The organism is Halorubrum laminariae, assembly GCF_024494655.1.
GTDB classification, from domain to species: domain Archaea; phylum Halobacteriota; class Halobacteria; order Halobacteriales; family Haloferacaceae; genus Halorubrum; species Halorubrum laminariae.
The window spans coordinates 1-22877 of record NZ_JANHDL010000021.1 but is presented as its reverse complement, the minus strand read 5'-3'; the positions used below and the strand labels follow the sequence as shown (position 1 = coordinate 22877).

Annotated in this window: 18 protein-coding genes and 4 pseudogenes; 10 read left to right on the top strand and 12 right to left on the bottom strand. The window is 56.6% G+C overall.

Features of this window, described 5'->3' with window-relative positions:
• Window positions 1-23: 23 nt before the first annotated feature.
• From NO887_RS17460 to NO887_RS18725, 5 genes and pseudogenes are all read left to right on the top strand, one after another.
• Complete coding sequence (locus tag NO887_RS17460) at window positions 24-1001, top strand: IS1595 family transposase (protein ID WP_256419452.1); 978 nt, start codon at window positions 24-26, stop codon at window positions 999-1001.
• 1244 nt (window positions 1002-2245) lie between these two features.
• Window positions 2246-3520 (top strand): Cdc6/Cdc18 family protein, encoded by a 1275-nt coding sequence (locus NO887_RS17455; protein WP_321169365.1) that lies wholly within the window; start codon window positions 2246-2248, stop codon window positions 3518-3520.
• Window positions 3521-3610: 90 nt separating this feature from the next.
• Window positions 3611-3805, top strand: a complete 195-nt coding sequence (locus NO887_RS18730; RefSeq protein ID WP_379812618.1) for an MBL fold metallo-hydrolase — start codon at window positions 3611-3613, stop codon at window positions 3803-3805.
• 268 nt (window positions 3806-4073) lie between these two features.
• Window positions 4074-4706 (top strand): IS6 family transposase, encoded by a 633-nt coding sequence (locus NO887_RS17450; RefSeq protein WP_256419450.1) that lies wholly within the window; start codon window positions 4074-4076, stop codon window positions 4704-4706.
• A 114-nt stretch (window positions 4707-4820) separates the two neighbouring features.
• Window positions 4821-4990: pseudogene (locus tag NO887_RS18725) on the top strand (IS6 family transposase); the annotation flags it as partial.
• Between the two features lie 469 nt (window positions 4991-5459).
• On the opposite strand, the gene NO887_RS17445 reads toward NO887_RS18725, so the two are convergent.
• Complete coding sequence (locus tag NO887_RS17445; RefSeq protein WP_256419449.1) at window positions 5460-6710, bottom strand: saccharopine dehydrogenase family protein; 1251 nt, start codon at window positions 6708-6710, stop codon at window positions 5460-5462.
• 149 nt (window positions 6711-6859) lie between these two features.
• Here NO887_RS17445 and NO887_RS17440 point away from each other — a divergent pair, with 149 nt between their 5' ends.
• Window positions 6860-7288 carry a universal stress protein gene (locus NO887_RS17440; protein ID WP_137783727.1) on the top strand — a complete coding sequence of 143 codons (429 nt, stop codon included), beginning with the start codon at window positions 6860-6862 and terminating at the stop codon, window positions 7286-7288.
• Window positions 7289-7432: 144 nt separating this feature from the next.
• On the opposite strand, the gene NO887_RS17435 is transcribed toward NO887_RS17440, so the two are convergent.
• Genes NO887_RS17435 through NO887_RS17425 form a run of 3 tightly spaced genes read right to left on the bottom strand, consistent with a single transcriptional unit; the run spans window position 7433 to window position 10655 of the window.
• The gene (locus tag NO887_RS17435) at window positions 7433-9076 is read right to left on the bottom strand and encodes a BCCT family transporter (protein ID WP_256419448.1); all 1644 of its coding nucleotides are present in this window, start codon (window positions 9074-9076) and stop codon (window positions 7433-7435) included.
• Window positions 9073-9537, bottom strand: a complete 465-nt coding sequence (locus NO887_RS17430) for a Rieske (2Fe-2S) protein (RefSeq protein ID WP_123115003.1) — start codon at window positions 9535-9537, stop codon at window positions 9073-9075. Before NO887_RS17430 ends, NO887_RS17435 begins: the two co-directional genes overlap by 4 nt.
• A 5-nt stretch (window positions 9538-9542) precedes the next feature.
• Window positions 9543-10655, bottom strand: a complete 1113-nt coding sequence (locus NO887_RS17425) for an amidohydrolase family protein (protein ID WP_123115004.1) — start codon at window positions 10653-10655, stop codon at window positions 9543-9545.
• Between the two features lie 278 nt (window positions 10656-10933).
• Here NO887_RS17425 and NO887_RS17420 point away from each other — a divergent pair, with 278 nt between their 5' ends.
• The 4 genes from NO887_RS17420 (at window position 10934) to NO887_RS17405 (ending at window position 16714) form a co-directional block, all read left to right on the top strand.
• Window positions 10934-11719, top strand: coding sequence for an IclR family transcriptional regulator (locus NO887_RS17420; RefSeq protein ID WP_256419447.1), 786 nt, complete (start codon window positions 10934-10936; stop codon window positions 11717-11719).
• 545 nt (window positions 11720-12264) lie between these two features.
• Complete coding sequence (locus tag NO887_RS17415; RefSeq protein ID WP_256419446.1) at window positions 12265-13026, top strand: IclR family transcriptional regulator; 762 nt, start codon at window positions 12265-12267, stop codon at window positions 13024-13026.
• Window positions 13027-13631: 605 nt separating this feature from the next.
• A complete protein-coding gene (gene xacF, locus NO887_RS17410) occupies window positions 13632-15080 on the top strand; it encodes a 2,5-dioxovalerate dehydrogenase (protein ID WP_256419445.1) in 1449 nt (482 codons plus the stop codon).
• 1076 nt (window positions 15081-16156) lie between these two features.
• The gene (locus NO887_RS17405) at window positions 16157-16714 is read left to right on the top strand and encodes a molybdenum cofactor guanylyltransferase (protein WP_256419444.1); all 558 of its coding nucleotides are present in this window, start codon (window positions 16157-16159) and stop codon (window positions 16712-16714) included.
• Window positions 16715-16728: 14 nt separating this feature from the next.
• Here NO887_RS17405 and NO887_RS17400 read toward each other — a convergent pair.
• The 8 genes and pseudogenes from NO887_RS17400 to NO887_RS17370 all read right to left on the bottom strand — a co-directional run.
• Window positions 16729-17554: pseudogene (locus NO887_RS17400) on the bottom strand (IS5-like element ISHla3 family transposase).
• Window positions 17509-18021 (bottom strand): helix-hairpin-helix domain-containing protein, encoded by a 513-nt coding sequence (locus NO887_RS18720; protein ID WP_379812611.1) that lies wholly within the window; start codon window positions 18019-18021, stop codon window positions 17509-17511. Before NO887_RS18720 ends, NO887_RS17400 begins: the two are co-directional and overlap by 46 nt.
• Window positions 18022-18179: 158 nt before the next feature.
• Window positions 18180-19049 carry a hypothetical protein gene (locus tag NO887_RS17395; RefSeq protein WP_256419443.1) on the bottom strand — a complete coding sequence of 290 codons (870 nt, stop codon included), beginning with the start codon at window positions 19047-19049 and terminating at the stop codon, window positions 18180-18182.
• Entirely contained in the window at window positions 19046-19996 is a 951-nt protein-coding gene (locus NO887_RS17390) for a MarR family transcriptional regulator (protein ID WP_256419442.1), read from the bottom strand. The genes NO887_RS17395 and NO887_RS17390 overlap by 4 nt, the downstream gene beginning before the upstream one ends.
• A 336-nt stretch (window positions 19997-20332) precedes the next feature.
• A complete protein-coding gene (locus NO887_RS17385; protein WP_256419441.1) occupies window positions 20333-21238 on the bottom strand; it encodes a transcription initiation factor IIB in 906 nt (301 codons plus the stop codon).
• A 113-nt stretch (window positions 21239-21351) separates the two neighbouring features.
• Complete coding sequence (locus NO887_RS17380; RefSeq protein ID WP_256419440.1) at window positions 21352-21879, bottom strand: hypothetical protein; 528 nt, start codon at window positions 21877-21879, stop codon at window positions 21352-21354.
• 87 nt (window positions 21880-21966) lie between these two features.
• Window positions 21967-22431, bottom strand: a pseudogene (locus NO887_RS17375) (DUF7995 family protein); the annotation flags it as partial.
• A gap of 330 nt (window positions 22432-22761) precedes the next feature.
• Window positions 22762-22877 (bottom strand): annotated as a pseudogene (locus NO887_RS17370) (IS630 family transposase); the annotation flags it as partial.

Below are 22877 nucleotides of genomic sequence, written 5' to 3'. Positions count from 1 at the left end.
TAAGTCGCCGGTAATCGGGAGGTATGTCTTCCACTGAGACAGCATTCGGCCGTCTGTTTCAGCAGTTGATCGAGTTAGATGTCATCAAGATCGATACGGAGCCGCTCGATGCTCGCATCGAGCGGCGACTCAAGGAATTCTGGGAGAGCTCACCCTGTCCACGCTGCGGGAATCAGCGTATCGTTACGTGGGAGAATACCGACCGTATTTGGTGTCGAGACTGTGATTTCAAGCCGGTCTACACCTACGGAACTCCCTTCCACGAGAAGCATCTCACCTGCGGCGAGATACTTCTCGCGTTCACGCTCTACGCCGATACGTTGCTCAGTATCAACCAGATTGCGCCGCTCCTCGATCGAGCCTACAAAACGGTTCACACAGTGATTCGAGAGGTGGAAGCCGCGGTTCAGCGCGGCTTCCCCGTGGTTTGGAAGCACCTTGACCAGATCATCGACGGACCGACGCAAGTCGACGAATCTGGCAGGGTTTGTTCGGGCTACAAAGGACAAGAGCCGCCGCGGAACAGCCGTTCTCGCGGCGGCTCGTCACAGTCTGGCCGGTCACGCTGGCGGGGGCGTCACGGTGATCAGCTGACGCTCGTCGCGGCGTGCCGCGACTCACTTCGCGTGATTCGTGGACACCGTGGAATCGACTATCAAGGCGATCTTGAACCAGTGATTCAGGAGGCTGAAGACCTCTCCCAGCGGCTGGGAGAGGTCTGGACTGATGGACTCCAAGCGTACCGAGAGATGGATCGGACCCACCGAACAGTCGTCCACAAAGAGAGATACGTATCGCCCGACGGCGTCCACATCAACCAAGCTGAGTGTCTGTTTTCGATCGTCCAGCCGTGGCTGCGGAAGTTCCGCGGCCTGTCCAAGCAGGGCTTGGAACAGGCCGCTCACACCTTCGGTATCGTTCGATCACTCACTCTCGCCGGAGGATCTGTCGAGACAGCGGTTGAATGTCTCGTTATCGGGTCTTTCCGCAGTTCTACATAAGAGCGAGTTATCCGCGCCGGTAGGCCCGGTGACGATGGCGGTGTTGGCGGGTTTCCCGTTCATGGTAGAATCGAGTACGTTGGAGGGGTGGTTGATTTCGGCGTCGCGATGCTCGAGGCATTAGAGATCATCTGTCGCACACCCCTCGTTGCCGCTGTAAAACCACCGTAGAGCGGTGTATCTATGGAAAATATCCACCTGCCCGCTCACACGTTCTACTATCTACACCACATCGACCAGTAATTTTATACTAAAGTATGTCGTTTGTCACCGTACCACACTTTTGGCATACTGAGAGGCCATGTTGTTTTGGCGTCGAAGACGTGAACCGTATGTTTTAGCGTCATGGTGTTTTCCCCCAAATCACGTAGCTGATCGGCTCTCGATCGACTTTCTCTGAATCACCCGCAATTTCATCTGGAGGTCACACATCATTTGTGTTTACAGCGGCAACGAGGGGTGTAAGACCACTTCGATACCACTCTTAGAGCGGCAATACGCAGCCCGTTATAAGACTAGAATTCTCAAAAAGAGTTTTTGAAAAGAATGTATAATGTGAAACAAACGGGATATCTACTGTGAGCGGACAACGGGAGATAATATAGGTAGCTCTCACACCCTATATTCGATATGAAATCGGAGATTGACGTAGTAGTAAGATGACTCTCACACACCGTCTTCGATATGAATTTGGTTCTTCCACAGAGAAAATTGCTCTAAATCTAATTTGTACGGTCTAATACGGCAGTATTCGTGTTTTGTTCGAGCATTCATCTCGAAGAACCTGCTGCCACTCCTCACGATGAAATCTCGTTGACGGGCTCGGACACAGTGTTTTTGTATTTCATTTCGATGACGGGGTGTGTGGACGGGGACAATTTCCGGACTAAATGACTTCATATCGACTGAGGGGTGCTCACTTCGAAGAAGATCTACCGCGGCCAGGACTCTGAGGTGGGATTTCATTTCGAAGAAGGGGTGTCTGTCTTGCTGTCTGAGATTTCATATCGATGACGGGGTCGTCACTTCGAAGTTGGTGTGTGATGATATGAAAGAGGCAGGAAATTCATTTCGACGGAGGGGTGTTCATATCGACAACACCCCTTCATTTCGACTCTACCCCCTTCATTTCGACAAAGGTTATTAGCGGTTAGATCACAATGACCACTATGGAAGGCGACGAAACCGACTCGAGGCAGCCAGATACCGAGTCTGGTGGGTCACAAGAATCCGGATCATCTGTCGTGGATAGCATCCTCGATGGCGACGTACAGACTGTTTTTGAAAACAAGGACCTCGTTGACTCGAGTACGATTGTCGATCAGGATCGGATCTACGGCCGGGACGAGCAACTCGCTGCCGAAGCTCGGGCGTTTCGGGACACTCTCGATGGTGAGCGACCGCCGGATCTGCTTTTGTACGGTCCCAGTGGAACAGGCAAGACCTTGACGGTGAAAGCCGTCGCGAACAAAGTCAAAGAACGAGCTCAGGAGAGCGGTATTGAGTTCGACTTTGTGGCAGTCAATTTCAAAACGATGGAGTCCCACACGCTCGACCGCGCTGTGTGGAAGCTAGGCCACCAGACGGCACGGAAAGCGGGCGTGGTTTGGGATGTCCCTCGGTCGGGTGTCTCGACCGATATGAAATACACCCGGCTCTACGAGATCGTCGACGATCACTTCGACTCACTCGTGTTCATCCTCGACGAGATCGACGCGCTGACCGGCAGTACGGGCGCAGACGAGCCGGCCTACTCTCGACTGCTCTATAGTTTGAGCCGAGTCATGTCGGAACAGCATGTTGATACACAGCTGTCAACGGTGGTTGTCACTAACTACCCGAAGTTCCGCGAGAACCTGGACAGCCGGACTGACAGCTCTTACAACCCGAACGGGATTCACTTCTCCGATTACGACGCCAACGAGCTCATCGAAATTCTCGAACGACGTCGAGATGCGTTTAAAGACGACGCCCTCGAAGACGGAGTAATCGAGATCGTGGCTGCGTACGGTGCTCAAAACGAAGGTGACGCGCGTCGCGCGATCGATCTGCTCCGTGATGCTGGAGAGATCGCGAACCGGGCGGGCGACCCGGTGGTGACGCAGGACCACGTCAGATCGGCAAACGACTCTGTGGTGAAGAATCGGGTCCTCGAGATCGTTGGCGGGATGTCTGTCCAAAAGAAACTATCTCTGTACGCTGCCGCACTTGTCGCGAAAGAGAATGAAGGAGCGGCTCCGAGCCCCGTGGTGTACGACATCTACAAAATTCTCTGTGAGGGAAGCGACATGAAAATATACACACAAGAAACAGTCAACAGCCACATCAACAAGGCCGGAACGTACGGTGTTCTGGAAAGCGAACGGGTCAGTGGTGGATTCAAATCGGGTGTCCACTTGGTTTTCAAGTTCACCGAGCCCGTTGGGGCTGTTCTAGATACATTGAGCGAAGACGAGCGACTCCAAGAGATTCCTTCGAAAGAACTTGGCGAGGTCGTGAAGAGACGGTTGCGGGATTAGTAGTCCGGTCCGCACAGCCAGTTCGTGCTTTTTATCAACCGGCTGTTTCAGATGTCGTGCGATATAGTTCGAGGTCCTCGTTATTGAGATATCGACTCAGTTGATTATCTAGTTCTCACCCATCCAGATGAAGACCACATCGAAGATCTCCCCGAATTTTCGTCTTACTACTCACCCGAAGTGATTGCTCGTCGTGACGTGGCAGATGAGTACATGAATAGGAGCACAAATAGGAGTCCCATCGGGTACATCGATACAAACAGACCTGCCGGAAACAGCGAGTGAAACGGACTCACGAGCTCAGCGAACATCGGCAGCGAGAGTGCAAAGACAGTCACGGCCGCGAGAGCTCCGGTGATCGCCTCTAACAGCTGCCAAACGGCACCGTCATCGGAACCGACATTACGCTTTGAGGCATGCTGCGTCTCAGTTTTATTGGTGTGCTCATACATACCACTTGTTGAATGTATATAATCAATCATTATAAATATATCGGCCAACGATCCGCGCGGTGTTAAGTTAAGGATGAGGCGGGACGAGGATTCAGTGCTCTATGCCGAAAACCGCCCGCCTCACCGAGTGTACCCAGTGGATCGACTTGGAGTTTGTGGAGCGAGAGCGGACACCCCGCGAGATTATTGAAAAGGGTATTCGCCACCATCTCGCTGAATTATCACTTTCGAATACAGTTATTCTTCTTGAGGAATTGGGTGTCCAACGAAGTCGTGTTGCGGTTCACAATTGGGTACAGAAAGCCGATCTACAGCCAGCTGACGGTGAGAGCCCGGATCGCGTTGCGGTCGATCAGAAAGCGATCCGGATCAACGACGAGCAGTACTGGCTGTACGCTGCCGTCGATCCCGAAACGAACAGAATCCTTCATTTGCGGCTGTTTCCGACGTATACGATCCCGATCGCACGAGAATTTCTCACTGAATTAGCTGAGAAACACGATGTCGAAGACGCGCTGTTTCTCGTCGATGACGCAGACGATCTGATCGGTGGGCTCCGCCGCGAAAACTACAGCTACCGCGTCGAACAACACGGATTCAGAAATTCTGTTGAACGTGTTTTCCGAGAAGTAGAACGACGAACCTCTTCGTTTTCAAACTGTTTCAGCCACGTCGATCCACCGACCGCAGAAACGTGGTTGCAAGCCCACGCCGTCTGGTGGAATCATGCTTAACGTAACACGACGGATCGTCGTCGTGTTACGTTAAGCATGAGGCGGGACGAAAAAGCATCTGCTACTACAGCAGAATAATCATTTACGCATACAGTTATATCCCTTGATTAATTGGGAGTAAATCGGATCCGTGCGGCTGTTCATAACTGGTTACAGAAAACGGATTTACAGGTCGTTAGCGGTGGGATCTCGGAACGCGTTGCGGTCGATCAGAAACCCGAACCAACGGTGGGCCGTACTCGCTGTACGCTGCTGTCGATCCAGAAACCAAAACGGCCATCCATTAACGGCTGTTTTCAACGTATATAATCGATCATACGAGCGTTTCTTTCTAGATTAGCAGAGAACCACGGACGACGCGCTGTTTCTCGTCGATGGTGCCGACGATCTGATCGGTGGACTCCGCTAGGAGAACTACAGCTACCGCGTTGAACAACCGGATTCAGAAATGCTGCCAAAAATATAACTAGAAAAATAGAATAGCAAAAGTATTTGTTTGCAAACTAATTATTCCGTCGACTCACCGACCACGGAAACGTGGTTATAAGCCCGCTCCGTCTGGTAATGTCGTAGCCAAGCTGACAAGACGTGAACAGGTTCGTCACGAAACTACGCGGCTACTTGCGACTCCGCTCAGAAGATGTGATGGTTGAGAAGGGTCTCAGAGCGCGAGCGGGTAGCGACGCGCGTCAGGCCGTTCTCGGTGCGACTACCGTTTGGAATCTCCACTTATCGGGTTCGAACTTCTATCAATTATCGGCTCTGTGCTGCAATCGACTTGCTGGGCGTTTCTTCAGTTACGAAGTCGAAGCCGCGCTCCTCCATCTCCTCGAGGTACCGTTCCGCGTCGAGACCACTGGTCTCGGTAATGAAGATGCCGTCCTCATCGATGGCACCGTCAGCCATGAGTTGGAGCGTGACGGACAGCGGGACGCCGACGTAGCAGCCGTACTCGCGCATCACGGTGATCTCGTCGACGTCGAAGAACGGAGACGGTTGCTCTAAGTGGAAGACGACACGGTCGTCCTGGCCGTCTACGGTTCCGGTTACCTCCGCCGAAAGGATGGTCTGAGGCGTCCACTCCGTCTCGGGTGACAGGTCTTCGGGCGGCTTCCACTGCGTTTCGAGCTCCAGTCCCTGGTTCTTCACCTGCTGTTGCATGACCTCGATGGGGTCGACCTCCGCTCCGTCGACCTCGAGGCTGTCCGTCTCGAACGCGTTCGACGCGTGGAGGGTCCGCTCGTAGCGTTTCCATTCCTCGTGCCACGCACCGCGCGTAATGATACTGTCGACGTTCTTCGCTTGAGCGACCGGGGCCTTCGGGAAGGTGACCGGTTCGGGGTGGGAGATGACGTACGTATCCTCTTCGCCGATCGGGTCCGGGAACTCGAACGTCCGCTGTTCGCTGAACGCCGGGAGATCGTTGATAACCTCGCCGTCTTCCCACTTCGCTCGCTCGTCGACGTCGGGATCGTGTTCGTAGGTGACCGTGTCCGTGAGTCCCGGCGTCGTCTGGGTGAGGAGGCGCCACATCCCCCAGTAGAAGTTGACGTCCTCGACGTCGTCGAACCGTTCACAGGCGGCCATTCCGAGCGCGATAGTGCTTACGAGGCCTCCGTTAGCGAACCAGAGGGAGTTCCCCGCCTCGGCGAACTCTTCGGACCGGTCGAGTACCTCCTCGAAGTCGAACGCGTTCAGATCGACGCCCGTGAGGTCGCCCACCTCTTGCATCGCATCGAGGACGTTCTCCTCGAACGGGTACGGCAAGCCGTTGACGACGTAGTCGGCGCCCTCGAGAACACGCACGATATCGTCCGTGTCGGTCGCGTCGACCGATTCGAACCGAAATCGATCGTCGTCGATGACCTCGAGGAGGCGACGCGCGTTTTCTTCGTCAGCGTCGGCCACGACGATTTCGTCGAAGTCGCTCGTCTGATGGAGGTCGTAGACGCAGCCCGCTGCCATCGCTCCTGAACCGCCTAGTACGACAGTTTTGCTACTCATATGGCAGTTTAGCATCTTGGCCGAACCGGCTTAAAACTAGGGGAAAATGCGGAATAATTCGGTCGTTACCCGCCGCGTTTCTGTGCAGCGGTTGCTCGCGACCGTCTTGTTCCCGGAATCTCTTTGTGGATCGAATCGAACATCGGAGTATGGTTATTGTGGCAGCCATTGACGATTCGGAGCGAGCAGCACCCGTTCTCCAAGAAGCACAGACGATAGCGACCAATTTCGACGAAGCGGTACACGCGGTTCACGTCCTCCAACGGTCCGAACTCGTCAAAGTCCTCGAGAAAGACATCGAAGGACAGGATCTGACCGATAATTATGAGGTACAACAAATCGGTGAGAACATCGTGTCCCGGGCGACGGGCGAGTCGACGCTGCCAGAACCCACTGTCTCGGTCCGCGTCGGCGACCCAGCAGCCGAGATCTCGGCGTACGCTGAGGAGCAGGATGCGCGCTACGTCGTTATCGGTGGACGGCAGCGGTCACCGACCGGGAAGGCGCTGTTCGGAAGCGTCACACAGGACGTGATGTTCGAATCGCCTGCGCCGGTCGTTAACGTCGCTCTCGACTGATCCGTAACGTCGCTCTCGGCTCATTCTTACGGAACGGCTGGTGGTCCATGCACGATCGCCGGTGAGGTGGTCGTACTGAGGAAAGATACTGCCGACTTGTAGTCTCGAGAACGGACCGGGAGAAATCGTCGGGTGAACCGAACTTCAGTCGTCGGAACCACCCGCCCAGGCGGGACGGCGATCCGAGAGATAATCGACGACCGTCTGCTGATCCTCGCTCTCGCGGTCGGCTTTCTTGTGGCGTTCGGTCAACAAGACGGGACGAGTCCGCTCGAGTTCGATGGTGAGTCCGATGAAACACAGCCCGATGACGAACGCGATCGGGAACCCGAGCAGGACGACGAAGTTCTGGAGCGCCTCGAGTCCGCCGGTGATGAGCAGCAGCGAGGAGAGCAAGCCCACGAGTCCGCCCCAGAGGACGCGATTGATCGTCGACGGATGCTCGCTCCCGTCCGTGGTGAACATCGCGAGACTCAGCGTCGTCGAGTCGACGGTCGTGATGAGGAACGTGAGGACGAGAAGCAAGTAGGCGGCGGCGAAGATGCCGCCGAAGGGCATGAGCGTCTCGAACAGCGGGAACGCGGCGACTTCGCGTCCTTGCTCGAACACGATGGAGAGCAGATCGACGGTGCCCCTCGTTTGGACCCACAGCGACGACCCGCCCATGACGATGAACCAGGGGAACGAGGCTGCGGTGGTTCCGATGAGTCCCGCAAAGACGACTTGCCGGATCGTTCGACCGCGACAGATCCGCGTGATGAAGATACCAATCATCGGCGCGAACGAGAACCACCAGGCCCAGTAGAAGACGGTCCAGCTACCGACCCACTCGGCGCCGTTCGCCGAGTTCGAATAGAGACTCATGTCGACGAAGCTGTTGATGTACCCGCCGAGCGCCTCCGTTCCGGTGTTGAGCAGGAACGATGTCGGACCGAACACGAACGCGACCGCGAGGAGGAACAGGAATAGATACATGTTGAACGTCGAGACGCGACGGATGCCGCGTTTGACACCCAGAGCTGCGGAAATGGTGAACCCGACGGTCAGGCCGACGGTCACCAGTATTGTTCCGAGATTTCCGACCTCGACGCCGTAGTTGTGGGAGATCCCGCCGAGGAACTGAGTGACGACGAACCCGAGCGAGACGGCGACGCCGCCAACTGAGACGATGACCATCAAGAGGTCGAGCGGCTTCACCCATTTCTTGTCGAGATTCTCGACGCCGATGAAGGGGGCGAACACGGTTGACGGTTTGATCGGAGCGCCCTTACGGTGGACGTAGTAGGCAATCGTCACACCGACGATCAGGTACGCTGACCACGGGGAGATACCCCAGTGGAGCATCGTATACTGGATCGCGTCGGGGACAGCAGCGGCGCTCTCGGCTTCGGCACCGAAATACGGCGGCCCCGAAGAGTAGTGGAACAGCGCTTCGGCCGGGCCGTAGAAGACCAGCCCGGTCGAGAGGCCCGCGGAGAACAGCATCGCGAGGAACGAGGTGTACGAGAATTCCGGTTCCTCGTCGGGTCCGCCGAGCTTGATTTTCCCCCACGGTCCGACCAGCAGCCACAGGCAGAACGCGACGGCGAGGAACATCGCCCAGAGGAACACCCATCCGAGTTCGCTCCAGAGGAACGTATTCGCGTTCGTGAGGAACTCCCCCGCTGCACCCGGACGGGCGGCGATGTAGCCGATCGCGATGATGGTCGCGATCGCTCCGCCGAGAAAGACGAACGGGTCGATCTCGTCGCGGAGGGCAGCGATGGCGCTCTCCGAATCTGCGCTCATAGGTAGACCACAACCGTTCCCTGTTCGACTTCCACGTCGTACGTCTCGACCGGCGGTTCGTCCCCCTCCAAGTCGGCACCACACCCTTCACAGCCGCCGTCGGCGACGGTGTCCTCACATTCGGACGGTTCGACCCGCGTCTCGAACGTTTTGGCTTTCACCTTGTGCGGGTTGAAAACCGACTCGCCCGTCGTGACGTCGAACTCCCACCCGTGCCACGGGCAGCGAACGACCTGTCCCGGCCGAACCCACTCGTACTCGCCGGGGCTGTCCGATTCCGTGGTGCCGCCGAGTTTCCCCTCACAGAGCGGTGCGCGCTGGTGCGGGCAGTCGTTTTTCATCGCGTGGTACTCCCCGTCGACGTTGAAAACGCCGACCGAGAATCCGTCGAGGTCGACGATGAGCCGCTCGCCGGCGTCGAATTCGGCAGCCGGACAGATCTCGAATCGTTTTTTCGTCATTGGAATCACTTCAGTTTGCTTCCGTCCGTCGGGAGATCCCACAACTCGGCCGCGTTCTCGTGTTTGATCGCTTGCTCCATGTCGTCGTCCATTGGCGGCAGCCCCCACGTGGGATCGTCACCGTCCCAGTGTGGATAGTCCGACGCGTAGATGAGCATCTCGTCCGCGTGCATCATCTCGAGGATGTAGTCGTGGAACTCCGGCTGCTCGGGCTCCTCGACGGGCTGGCTGGCGAACCAGACGTTGTTTCGGATGTAGTGGCTCGGCTTCTCCTCCAACCACGGGACCTGCGAGCGGAGCCCCTTCCAGTTCTTATCAAGCCGCCACATGAAGTGGGGGACCCACCCGTAACCGCCCTCGATGAACGCCCACCGCAGGTCGGGATACTCGACGAGGACGCCCTCGGTGACGATCGAGGCGAGCTGTCCCATGTAGTACGAGCCGAGGAGCGTGTGCCACTCGATGTAATTGTTCGGATGGCCGGCACCGGTCGGCGGGTTGCTCGTTCCGTGCCCTTCCGAGAACGGGTGGACCGCCATGGCGAGGTTCTGTTCTTCGGCGGCCTCGTACATCGGCCAGTACTGGGGCCGACCGTACGGCACTTCGGCTCCGCCGGGCAGCATCACCTGACGGATCTGTGGGTGGTCGCCGTATTCGCGGATGAGCTCCGCGGCTTTCTCTGGCGCCTTCGGTGCGACGTACATCGATCCGATAAACCGGTCGTCGACCGGAAGAACGTCGTTCACCAACCACTCGTTGTGCGCCCGAGCGAGCTCGTGCGCGTAATCGCGGTGAGGCAGTGCCGCGAGGTTGAACCACGAGTTCCCGGTCAACATCGCGTAGTCGATGTCGTGCTTGTCTAGGTGATCGTCGCAGATTTTTTGAAGATCGGTTCCCGGTTTGTTCCCGTCCTCCGTCTTCTCGTCTTGCCGGAGGAACTCCCCGGGGTTTCGGTACAACAGCTCTGGGAGCACCAGCCCATCGTCTCTGTAGCGGTCCGGAAGGTATTGGGCGATCGCTTCGTCGTCCGCCCACCGCTGGTGGACATCCGCGTCGACTAGCGTTAGTTCCGACTCCGATCGACGGTCTTGTCTCGTCCCCTGGGTATCTTGTGCCATGCTCTACACAGACATACACTGACTCCCCCTAATAACTCTTTCCTCATCTTGAATAGCGAAAGTAGCCATAGAGCGCTTCTAGAGTGGCTATTCGCCAGAAGAGCGGAACCTTCATGATTTAAAAAACGGGCGCTAAATTCGGTATTATCGAATGAATCAGCACGAACATGATCAATAGTTATGGATATATCTTCGCTTCCTCGATTTGGACCGCTTGCTCCGATCACTATATTCGACAATTCCGAATGTATATGTGCGATGGCCCTGATAGCAAGGGTATGGATGACGAAGCTAACCGTCCGATCAAGGCGTTACTGACGATGGACGATATCGTGACGGCACTCCAGAAAGACGGTGAGCGTGGTGTGACCGCGATCGCAGAGACGATCGACAGACCGGCGAGCATTGTTCACGACTACCTGAGCACGCTTCAGCAATTGGGGTACGTGGTACAGAACGAGGACAACGGTGCGTACGAACTCAGCTTCCGGTATTTGGAACTCGGGGGATCCGTTCGCGACGACGTCACGCTATACAACGTAGCGAAGCCGGAAGTGAATGCCCTCGCCGAAAAAACCAGCAGCGAATTCGTCACGCTGTCCGTCGAACAGAACGGAATGTGCGTCGCGCTCGATGTCGTTCAGAACGATCTCAGCATCTCGTACGACTTTACCGACGGGACGCACTTTCATATGCACGCCTCTGCCGTCGGCAAAGCGTTCCTCGCACAGTACTCCGACAACCGCGTAACCGAGATACTCGACCGACACGGAATGCCCGCACACACGGAAAACACGGTCACGGAGCGTGACGAACTCGAAGAACGGTTCGAACGGATCCGCGAGAGCGGCGTCTCCTTCGACCACGAAGAATACAGGATGGGGATGGCGTCGGTCTCGACGGTGATCAAGGATTCAACCGGTGGCGTTCTCGGCGGCCTCAGTATCACCGGCCCTGCGCACCGCTTGCGAGAACCCGATGTCGAAGAGGAGTTTCGAAAGGAGCTCCTCTCGGCCAGAAATATAATCGAACTAAACTACAGTTCGAGTGATGGGACCAGCTAAATCGAGTCGCCCCGCGGAAATACTCTCGGAGATCGACCCGCTGATCGGTCGTTCTATCATCTCAAACGACCTTCAGAGCCACTGATAGGGCGATTCAGGTTCTCTTCGGTCGAATCAGTATCGAGTCGGGTGTTCGTCACCGAACCTGATTCGATTGAGCGGCACAGTAATAGATAGTGTGCTGGTTACACCCTTCAGTGTTCTGTCTACCAGAACAAAGAATTGTCGGTCGCTCTGGACACCGTCGGTATTACAGTCGTACTACTGTAATCCCTTGCCCAAATTCCGCACGGCAAATCGCTTGGTCAGGAGAGAATACGCACGAAAGGAACGCTCAGAGAAACGTTCCTGTCCCACAGAACGGAACGGTCAGATAGTACTGCCCTCCACACGAACGCATGAGCAATCGTCACGGAACTCGAATTAAACCGGAGAAGGGAGTACTGACAGCACTACGGTAGCAGAAACAAAAATAATGCAAGCGTTCTGTCATACAAAACAGTTTTGAGCTAATTACAAGTGCACCCGGTGAGTACGCTTCGTCCATGGACCGCACAAATGCCCCTGTCGAATCGATTACCACCCTCTTATCAGTGGTAGAATACCTAGAGCAGGCGGATAAGGCCGGTGTGACCGAAATTGCCGATTCGGTCGGTGTTTCGAAAAGCACCGTGCACAACCATCTGACAACGCTTCGCGAACGCGGGTATGTCGTAAATGAGGACGGTCGATATCGACTCGGGCTCCGTTTCCTTCGCATCGGCGAGACGGCACGGATGCAGACGGACCTGTTCGAGATAGCGCGACCGCAAATCGAATCCCTCGTCGAAGGGTTGGACGTAGTTGGTAATCTGAGTGCCGAAGAGCATGGTGAAGGAGTCTACCTGTACCGATCTCGCGGAAGCGACGACGTTCGCTTTTCGACGCGGGCCGGCGAGAGACATGACTTACACTGTACGGCTACCGGTAAATCGATTCTCGCTCACGCTTCGTCAGATCGGCTCGAGACATTACTCGAATCGATGGACCTAGTCGGCTACACTGAGAACACTATCACCGAACGCGAAAAGCTACTGGACGAACTCAAACGGGTTCGTGATCGCGGCGTCGCGTTCGACGAAGAGGAGTATGGTCCCGGGCTCCGATGCGTCGGAGTACCGGTGTTCGGTTCCGACGACGCAGTAATCGGCGCGATTAGTCTCTCGGGGCCCGCAGCCGACATGAAAGGAGAATGGTATCGTGAAACCCTTCGGGAACGATTACTCGTGACGAAGAACCGAATCGAAGTGAATCTTCGAGATTACTAACACTCATAGTACCGTTTTTAATGAGGATACCTACAAAATATATATGTAGGATCGATCAAAAGACGTCTGATGGCACCATTCCATTACGAGTGTACGAACTGCGGCACAGAGATGGATTACAGGACAACAAAGCATAATGGCTGTCCGAGTTGCGGATTCATACCGCTCCATAGCGCAGACTGAAGCGACTGAGAGGTGGCGACGAGCCGCGGCAGGAGGCCGTTGTGAATCGTCGTGGGATATGCAGCCAGGTCGTCGCAGTTAGCGAGACACAGCAAGACATTTTCACAGCCTCCCAGCTTCGCACACGGCGACCCCGAGCGTGTACTTGAGCGGTAAAACGGCGGTCACAGACAGCTTCGGGACGGTACCGTCGGCTCAGTACTTTTCACCGAGATTGCGACCGGAGAGTTGGCAGCCCGGCTAGGTGTACTGACTGTCCTGGAGCGGACGGTGATCGACGGACACACTCGCGTCACTGTATCGGCGGTGCCGACCGTTTTAATGCCCGAAAGCGGCAGTCTAGCGATTCGCCGGAGCCAGAAGAGGCGAATACCCGTGACACCGCAACTAATCTATACCAGCAGAGAGAGTACTTGAATGGAATGGCGACAGCTCACGAGAACTATATCGACGGGGAGTGGATTGAATCGGAAAGCGGCGACACGTTCGAGGTCCACAACCCCGCAGCTCCCGATGAGACGATAGCGAGCTACCAGCAGTCCAGCGCGGCGGACGCCGTCGAGGCGGTCGACGCGGCGGTCGACGCGCAGGACGAGTGGGCGGCTACGCCCGGCCCGGAGCGCGGTCGCATCCTCCGGCAGGCGGGGATGATCCTCGCTGATCGGAAAGACGAGCTCACCACGATGCTCGTCGAAGAGGAGGGGAAGGCCCGTCCCGAGGCGGCCGGCGAGGTACAGCGCGCGATCGACATCTTCCACTACTTCGCCGGGAAGGCGTCGGACCTCGGCGGGACGATGAAGGCCTCCAGCAGCCGTGACACGACCCTCTACACGCGCAAGGAGCCGGTCGGCGTCGCGGCGCTGATCACGCCGTGGAACTACCCTATCGCGATTCCGGCCTGGAAGCTTGCCCCTGCGCTCGCAGCGGGGAATTCCGTCGTCATCAACCCCGCGAGCGCCGCCCCGGGGGTCGTCCTCGCGGTCACAGAGGCGCTGGACAAGGCCGGGCTCCCCGCCGGCGTGCTCAACGTCGTAACCGGCCCCGGAAGCGAAGTCGGCAACGAGTTCATCACCAGCGAGGGCACCGACGCCGTCTCCTTCACCGGCAGCGGACAGGTCGGTGAGCTGGTTTACGATCAGGCCACGGACGCCGGCAAGCGGGTCCAGACCGAGATGGGCGGGAAGAACCCCACGCTGGTCACCGACTCAGCCGACCCTGCGGAGGCCGCCGAGATCGTCGCGACCGGCGGCTTCGGGACGACCGGCCAGTCGTGTACTGCGTGTTCCCGCGCGGTTGTTCACGAGGACGTGTACGACGAGTTCGTCGACGAACTCGTCGACGCGGCCGAGGCCATCGACATCGGTCCGGGGGTCGACCACGAGATGGGGCCGCAGGTCAGCGCCGACGAACTGGAGTCGACGCTGGAGTATATTGACATCGCTCGCGATGAGGGGGCGACGGTTGCCGCGGGGGGCAGCCAGCCAACCGGTGAGGCGGTTGAGACCGGCCACTTCGTCGAACCGACCGTCCTGACCGATGTTGAAAACGACGACACGATCGCGTGCGAGGAGGTCTTCGGCCCGGTCGTCGCCGTCATCAAGGTCAGCGACTTCGACGAGGGGGTCCACGTCGCCAACGACGTCGAGTACGGACTCTCGGCCAGCGTCGTCACCGACGACCACACCGAGGCCAAGCAGTTCATCGACAAGGCCGAGGCCGGTGTCGTGAAGGTCAACGAGAAGACGACCGGATTGGAGCTTCACGTCCCATTTGGCGGGTTCAAGCGGTCCTCCTCGGAAACGTGGCGCGAGCAAGGCGACGAGGGCTTGGAGTTCTACACGATCGAGAAAACCGTCTACGACAACCACTAACGGCAGTTGCATGGCGGTTCACATGAGGTCAAAGTGAGGCTCGGCGTTTTCTAATAGCGGAGGCCGCTCATCAGACCGGTTGTGTTATGTTTAGCATCGGTTCCAGCAGACGGTGACAGCTCGGGGCCATGATTCTTCTGTCGTCGGCTCCGCATTTTGAATGTATATAGGAACAAATAAGTATATTTTTCTACCTCTAAAAATATGTGTCTTACCGCATTCCGATTACTATGGTGAGCGAGTTAAAATCTGAGTGAGATCCGCACGAGTGTAGCTGCGGGATCTTGACCATCAGCAACGAAGACGCGTTCATCGTTAACGTGTTGATAATCACCAAACTTCGAGAGAAACAACAGCGGGAGTCGTTGATTTTGGGTCAAAAATACGTCAACGTGGAGGATTTATTTGTACGGGGGTCGACAGTAGTGTACAGCCAGCATCTGTTGGTGCCGATCTGAATCGCAGTCTTATCGACCGGAACGTGACTCGACTCGCACCGTCAGTTAGCTGTCGATCGGCTTCTGAACTAAGTTGTGAATTGCTGTCCTGGGTCGTCTGACACTCAATATATCAAGATAGTATTTTATATTGAAAATCGATAGTTCAACGAGGTACAGTTGAATACCGGGTTCAATAATCTCGTGGGGTCTCAGCTCTACGAACTCCAAACCGATCTACTCAGTACCGTCGGTGAGACGGGCGTAGTCGCTGATCGCTTTGGAGCAAGAAGATCGGAGCAGCCGGTGCTCAGCCGCCCTGTATTCCTAAGACATCTCTCAACTGCGCCGAGAAGGTAGTGCTATACACAAAACCGCAGTAACCCCACTTGGTTAATGTAGCGGCGTGTACTCGAAAATACGAGTGAGAGCGGACCCGCGACCGTGGCGATCTACGCCAAGGTCTCGACGTCGGACCGGGACGTGTCCCGGTAGCTCGAGGAGGTAGGAGGAGTGAACACCTAGAGCGTCTCGGTGTCAGAGACGTTGAGGTGTATTCGGGGGGCAGTCAGCAAGACGTGGATCAAACAAGATTAAGAGTATATCGCGACATGCTCACGGAAGCGTAGGTGATCTAGAATGAGTTCCCAGAAACGGGTAGGCGTTGTGCTTGCAGGCGGATACTCTACCAGGTTCGGCGAGCAAGAAAAGGCGCTAGCAGAAGTAAATAAACGTCCCGTTATTACCCACGTCGTCACGAGAGTGGACCCGACAGCCGATCGAATACTCATTAATTGTCGACGAGACCAACAGGCAGACTTCGAGAGCGCGCTTGATTCGACAACGGCAGACGTCGAGTTCGTCTGTGACCCGGTGCCGGATTCGGGACCCGCAGCTGGACTGCGGACCGCACTCGAAACCGTCTCCGAACCAGTGGTTGCCGTGGTCGCCTGTGATATGCTGTTCCTGGACTCATCGTTCTTAGACTGGTTGTTCGAAAAAATGGACGGCGCAGACGGAACTGTTCCATACGTCGACGGAACACCCCAGCCGACTCACGCGGTCTTCACAACGGAGCCTACTCGACGAGCTGCGGACGACGCAGTTAGGACCGCGTCCGGGAGTCTGCGGGATATCCCCGATCGACTTGACCTCGGTGAAATCCTAGAGTCCCGAGTGCTGTGCTGTGTTGAATAGATGCTGAGTCACGGTTACAGCGGCTCACACAGTGGTTCTATGTTGGTAATGGCGAACATCAAGACGATTTCACGGAACTGCCGATACCAGCCAAGCGCTCGCACGGCATCGCCGAGCGAGCGCTTGGTTGTCGAGTAGGATGTTTCGGCCATCCACCGCTGAGAGTAGCCCTTTGCCCGGTTCAGAGCGTTTTTTTGCGGCTGCGTTCGCTGACGAGCCGCGATAATGAACGAGGTAATCGATGTCGTGTGCGGCGATTTCGTACTCGGTGTGCCAGTCTTGGAAGCCGTTGTCGGCGGCGACGGACTGCAGGTCGTCCGCGTTTCGGCGGACGACCTGCGGTCCGGTCTTCGTGTCATGCTTCCACCGCGCTGTGATGTGAACGTCGAGAACAGCTAGTGATTCCACATCAGTCAATGTCGTCACTTTCAGCGTCTGTATCGTCCGTCCTGCCCGCTGGCGAAAGTACGAGGAGGCACGTCGCCGGTCGAAGAACGTGCTGTCGAGCGCAGCGTGTCCGGACTGCGGGTGCTGCTGCGCGGAAACGCGCAGCAGCGCCCGCCATACCCACATTTTCAGCCGATCAAACGACTTGTAGATCGTGCTGTAGTCTGGGAGATCGTCTGGATCTAAGCCGAGTGCGTCACGAATCTCGGCCATATACTTCAGCCGATTCGGCGTTTCTCGGTAGCTGTGACCGTCTTCGAGCCGAAGACAGTGTAGCACAACGTGTTTCCAGCGGGCGAACCCGCCGCTGGCGGGCTCGCCCGCGTGCTTTCACAACGCTTGTTTGACTAGGCGACGACACTGCTCAACGAAGTCGAGGAGATCGACTTCCATGGACAGAATCGATTTCCTCGGCTTCGTCCTTCTACTCCGTGATAACAGCTGATTAGATCGCTATTCAACACAGCACTCGATTGGATGGTTGCTCGGAACGTCGACGGCGGCTCTGAAGGAATCTCATCCGTTGCTTCCTCCCCATCAGTATCGACATCTTCCTCTGGTTCTGCCTCTGTCTCGGATTCGAGATCTCGGGCTTGCTCCAGCCAGTCTACAGCCTGTTCCACGCTGACGTTTGCAAACTCCGCGATTGTTTCGGAGTCAGCGACTTCGAGAGCCTGGATCGTTTTGATTCCCTGTTCGCGGAGACGGGCCGCTTGTTCCGTGTCGAGACCAGAGATGTCGACGAAATCTGGTAGTTGTTCGGAGGGTTCCGTGACAGTCCCGGGTCGTGCAGACGCATCTGAACGACTGTTCTCAGTCTGTTCTTCGTCAGAACGGTCTGTGGATGTTTCTATACTCATGGGATTCTATGGCGCGATTGAGTGAAAGCACGAGTCCGACGGGCGATTGTTGAGTCAACTCGCCTTCCCCTCAGTCTCTTCAGAGATGATAAATTTCGACTCGGGAGTACGGCCGATATGCGACTCACGACGCGAGAAGTACAACAAGCGGTCTGGAGTTACTGAAGTCGGACTGTGGTCTCCTCGCGCTTTAGAATCTGTTTTTCGACTAACCGAGCAATCGCATCGTCAACAGCGTCCATCTGGTCGTCAGAAAGCGCTCTCACGTTCGAGAGAACGCGGTCCCGAGTTTTTTCGATATCGGTTAGTCCATCATCGACCGCACCCAGGACGGTATACTCGACTTCGAACTCTGTCGCGAAATCTGAGATACGAGACGTGAACGAATTCGGGAGGCCCGACAGTGAATTGACCGCCATCTCGATAGTGAACAGCGGATGGGAACGGTCGCGGATGTGTCGTGCTTCAGTCGACCCCGTGTTGAATGGACGCTGTTCGCCGATTTCGGTCAGGATCGACTCATAGTCGAGGCCACGCTGGGCGTACTTCCGCATATCCTCGATGTCGCGTCGGCGGCCACTCGCCAGGTCACCACCAGAGACCGCTTTCAACAGGAACATATCCTCGTCCGAGAGGATGAACGCCGTCGCGTGGTCGCCGGTCCAGAATTCCTCGGCCCGGTCATGCATTCGATCGGTGATCCACACCTTTCCGACGACTTGCCGCTCGAAGAGGTCGATCTGAAATCCGCGGTCTTCGTGATGGAGCTCAACGGTTTTCCCGACACCCTCGAACGACTCCGTCGGCTCGTCAACCACCGCGAACCCTTGGGCCTGGAGCGCCTGGTAGACGTGCTCGAACTCGGAAACGACACCCAGTGCAAGGTCGATATCCTCGGTCTGATCTTTCAGCCCCCGCACTGTCATCGCCGAGCCCCCGAGGAGATACACGTCTACGGGTTCCGAAAGCCAGCTGTCGAACTCTTCGAGGAACGCTCTGATCGCATCTCCGCCTTTGAATACAGTCATGAGACACCGTACTGCTCTTTGAGAGCGCTAAACTCTGATTCACTTGGGAGGAAGATCGGGAGGTCCTCGGAGACCTCGAAGTCTCCGTGAAGGGGTCGGTACATCGCGGCCACCGCTGTCTCCAGATCGTACCACGTTGCCGTTTCTATGAGGGTTTCCTGGTCGATATCCAGTTTCTCGATCAGCAGCATCGAATAACTGACGCGTCGCGACCCGCTATCGAGGACAAGGGTGTGGCACACGACCTCCGAGGGAGTGAGGTCTTCATCCGGAGCGTACCAGAACGCGGGTTCACCGGCGAGGAAGAACTGCAAGCCGTACTCCTGGAATCGTGCGAGTCCAGTCACCCGCCAATCAGCGGCCGACTCTAGTGCGGTCGTATCCTCGGATGTCTGGACGCGAACGAGTGCTCGCTTCGGGTCGCACCACTCGACAGTCGCACTCGGAGCGAGTTTGCGAGCTCGCGAGCGATGTTCGTGGGTCACGGCTTCTCGTGCGAACGTCAGCAGCGGCGAGAGGTCATCAGTCAACGCGTATTCGGGCCCAGACGGCGACAGCATTGCCCGGTGCTTGAGCGGTGACAACGCGTTGTGGACGCCCTGTCGGGTGATGTCGAGTCGGTCTGCGATCTCGGTCACTCGACGTGGTTCGTCGAGGTACCAGCACACCCGCAGCGTCGCTGGTGAGAGTATCTCAGTCCAGTCGACGTGCCCGAGTTTCGAACGGAGATCTCGATATGCCTCGACGACTGGATGGTCAGTCACTCGGACGAGACGCCGGTTCTTCGAACCACGGGCTTCGGTGAGCAAGCTGTCCTCAAGCAACTCATCGAGGATGTCGTAGATATGGTCTTGGGAATACTCAGTTTCGGTCGCGAGTTCGTCTGGCGTCGCCTCGCGGCCAGCGCTAAGCGCGTCTAGCAGTGCAAGGCTGGCCTTCGTCAGCATCTCTGTAAATAATAGAGCCGATTCGTATAAATATGTTTCTGGATTTCTGTTTACACACTGGCTGTGAATCGTCTACCCCGCTGCCGACGGAATCGTGCTACATCGAAACCGGCGGAAGCCAGTCACAGGACGGACAGAACGCTTCGTATACAGCCAGTGTTTCGTCGAACTCCCAACCTCCGTCGTCATGGAAGAGTACGCCCGCTCGAACAATAGCATGAACCGACCCGTGACCACAGTTGGGGCATTCGTCACCTGGGGCCCATTCTGCCCGCTCGAAATCAATCGTCCACTCCGCATCGGTGACCGACGGCGGCGACCGTTCACCGCAAGAAGTCATCTCTGTACCTCCAGTCCTGACTCCGCTGGGCGTTCGAGCATCGATTGGAGTTTTTTCCACTGCTCACGGAGCGTCATAGCGGAGACATTCGCGAGTTCAGCGAGACTCGTTTGAGTGACCTTCTCGTCACCCTCCCGAGCAGCCTCATAGACGCAGGCAGCGGAAACACCAGTTGGTCGACAGCCGTTCCCGAGACCGGCTTCGGACGCTTCTCGGGCCAACTTCAGGGCGCGTTGGCGCACTTCTCGTGAGAGATCGAGGTCCGATGCGAATCGTGGAACATACTGAACGGGAGCCATCGGAACGGCCGGGAGATTGAGTTCGTGATTCAGCACGCTGTACGCGTTGCTGACCCGCTCTCTGGAGACAGCCGATACCACTCCGACCTCGTCGATTGTCCGAGGGAGTCCCGAACATCGACAGGCTGCATACACGCCAGCGGCCGCCATTGCTTCAATCGAGCGACCACGGATGAGGTCCCCGTTCGCAGCAGTCCGATAGAGGGCGCACGCCTGCGTACAGATGCTCTCAGGGAGGTCGAGCGCACCGACAATCCGCCGGATCTCTGAAAGTCTATGGGCAAGGTTCTGGTCTGCCTTCCCTTCGAACTGGGCTTGGCGGTCCCATCGCCGAAGCCGGTGCAGTTTCCGACGTTTCGCAGCCGGAAGTTGCTGGCCTCGTGCATCGCGATACCGGCCAATCTCTGCAGAGATGCCCCAGTCGTGGCGTGCATTCGTCACTGGTCCACCAACGCGACGCCGCTCTTCGGCGTCGTATGGCGTCCATTCAGGACCGTGGTCGATACAGTCCTCGTCGACGACGAGCCCACACTCAGGACAGTACCTCTCAGTACCTTCTCTTCTGAGCTTGACCTCAGAGCACTCGGGGCACTGGTCGGTCATTGTGAGTCGTTCGTGAGTCTCAGCACTGTTCCTCTCAGGCTGTTCAGTGTGCTTGGTCGCGACGCTGGATGATTCTGTAGACATGGTTGATCGATTGGAGCTCTGGAAGCGGATTACTCGAAGTCGGGGCCTGCCAGGTGGGGTGGTAGTTCCGGGTCAAATTCGCGGTGGAATGCGCGGAGAACTCGATTCTGCCAAGCTGCGTATTCGCCAGGGCTCGAGGCTCCGAACCGTTTCACACCAAGATCGTATTCCCGAGCAAACGCTTCGAGATCGACTGCCTCGATACTCGTAATCGCGTCTGTCGTGGGATCTGGAGCAGCGGCTGCAGGAAGTGGTCTTTCCACCCACCCATCAAAGCAGCCATCCACGGAGCTAATCACGAGGACGCCGTTAGTTGCTCCAACGAACAGGCTGGTCGAAATCCGAGCGAGGTTTCGGTATAGATTCGACGGAACGACCAAGAGTAGGTTTTCGGAATCTACCGAGGATGGATGGGGGTCTCCTTCAGACCGGCTGTCAGTCCTCCACTGGTTCTCGGTGTCGAGCCAACCTCCATATCGGAGCTTGTCGAGTGCGGCATCGAGGAACGTCTGGCTCTGGTACTGGATGTACCCGACGACTGTCGCATAGAAGCTCATCGAGCCTCCGCGGAGAACTCCAGAGTGAGCGGATCCGAAGTACACGACCCACACCGATTCGTCGAGGATAAATTTCGGACGGAATGCTCAGTAGTGGACATCAGCGGGGACCACCCAGAACTCGTCCTCACTGTTGTGTTCGAGATGCTGTTCGACCGCTGACTGAGAGCGAAGCCCGGCGCCGTGTTGGTCGTAGATCCAGACGGAGGGGCCGGCGAATTGGCCGAGTCGATAACAATCGAACCGAGTGAGATCGACGTCGTCCATCACGAACTCATAATCGAGGGATTCGAGTTTCACTCGTAGTTTGTCGAGGGTCTCATGGAACCACGCTTCTTGTGCCTCGACAGCGTCTTCGAGGAGTTGCTTCCCCTTCTTTGACTGCAGGGATAGCGCTGGGTCAAGGCCATCGTATCGGGGATGATCTCGATACCGAGCCGTCGATTCATCTAGCGTTTTGTAGTAGTCGAACGCCGTCGAAGCCCCGTCACCGATTCCGATCAAGCGGTCGAGTGCGTATCGAGCTGTACTAACCGCCTCCGAGCTATCGACAGCCGGAACGAGGACTCAGATGAGATATGCATTTTCTATTCCTCACCCCTTTCGGGGGCGATAAATTCAGAGCCTTTGTTAGGAGATTCATTTGAAGCCGCAGCTGGCTAAGGAAGTAGCAGTCGCAATCTTCTGTATGACCCCTCGGTTGCTGTTCACTTTCTGGGTGGTTACGGCTGGTCGTCTTCGGGCCCTATCATCCCAAATTCAACATTGTACCGTTCAACTTGCTCGACACATTCGCTCAACAAGCGACCAACATTCTCATGACCGGCTTCTGGATCAAAGTCGAGTCTCAGTCCCGGGTGAACGCCACAAATATAGTATCCACTAGAAATAATTACTCACTTCTGGAACCGAGAGTTGATCAAGAACACTGTCGATCGCTGTTGTCAGTTCGTCGAGTGAGTCGAAGAAACGGTTGCTGAGCGCTGCTTGAAGTTGTC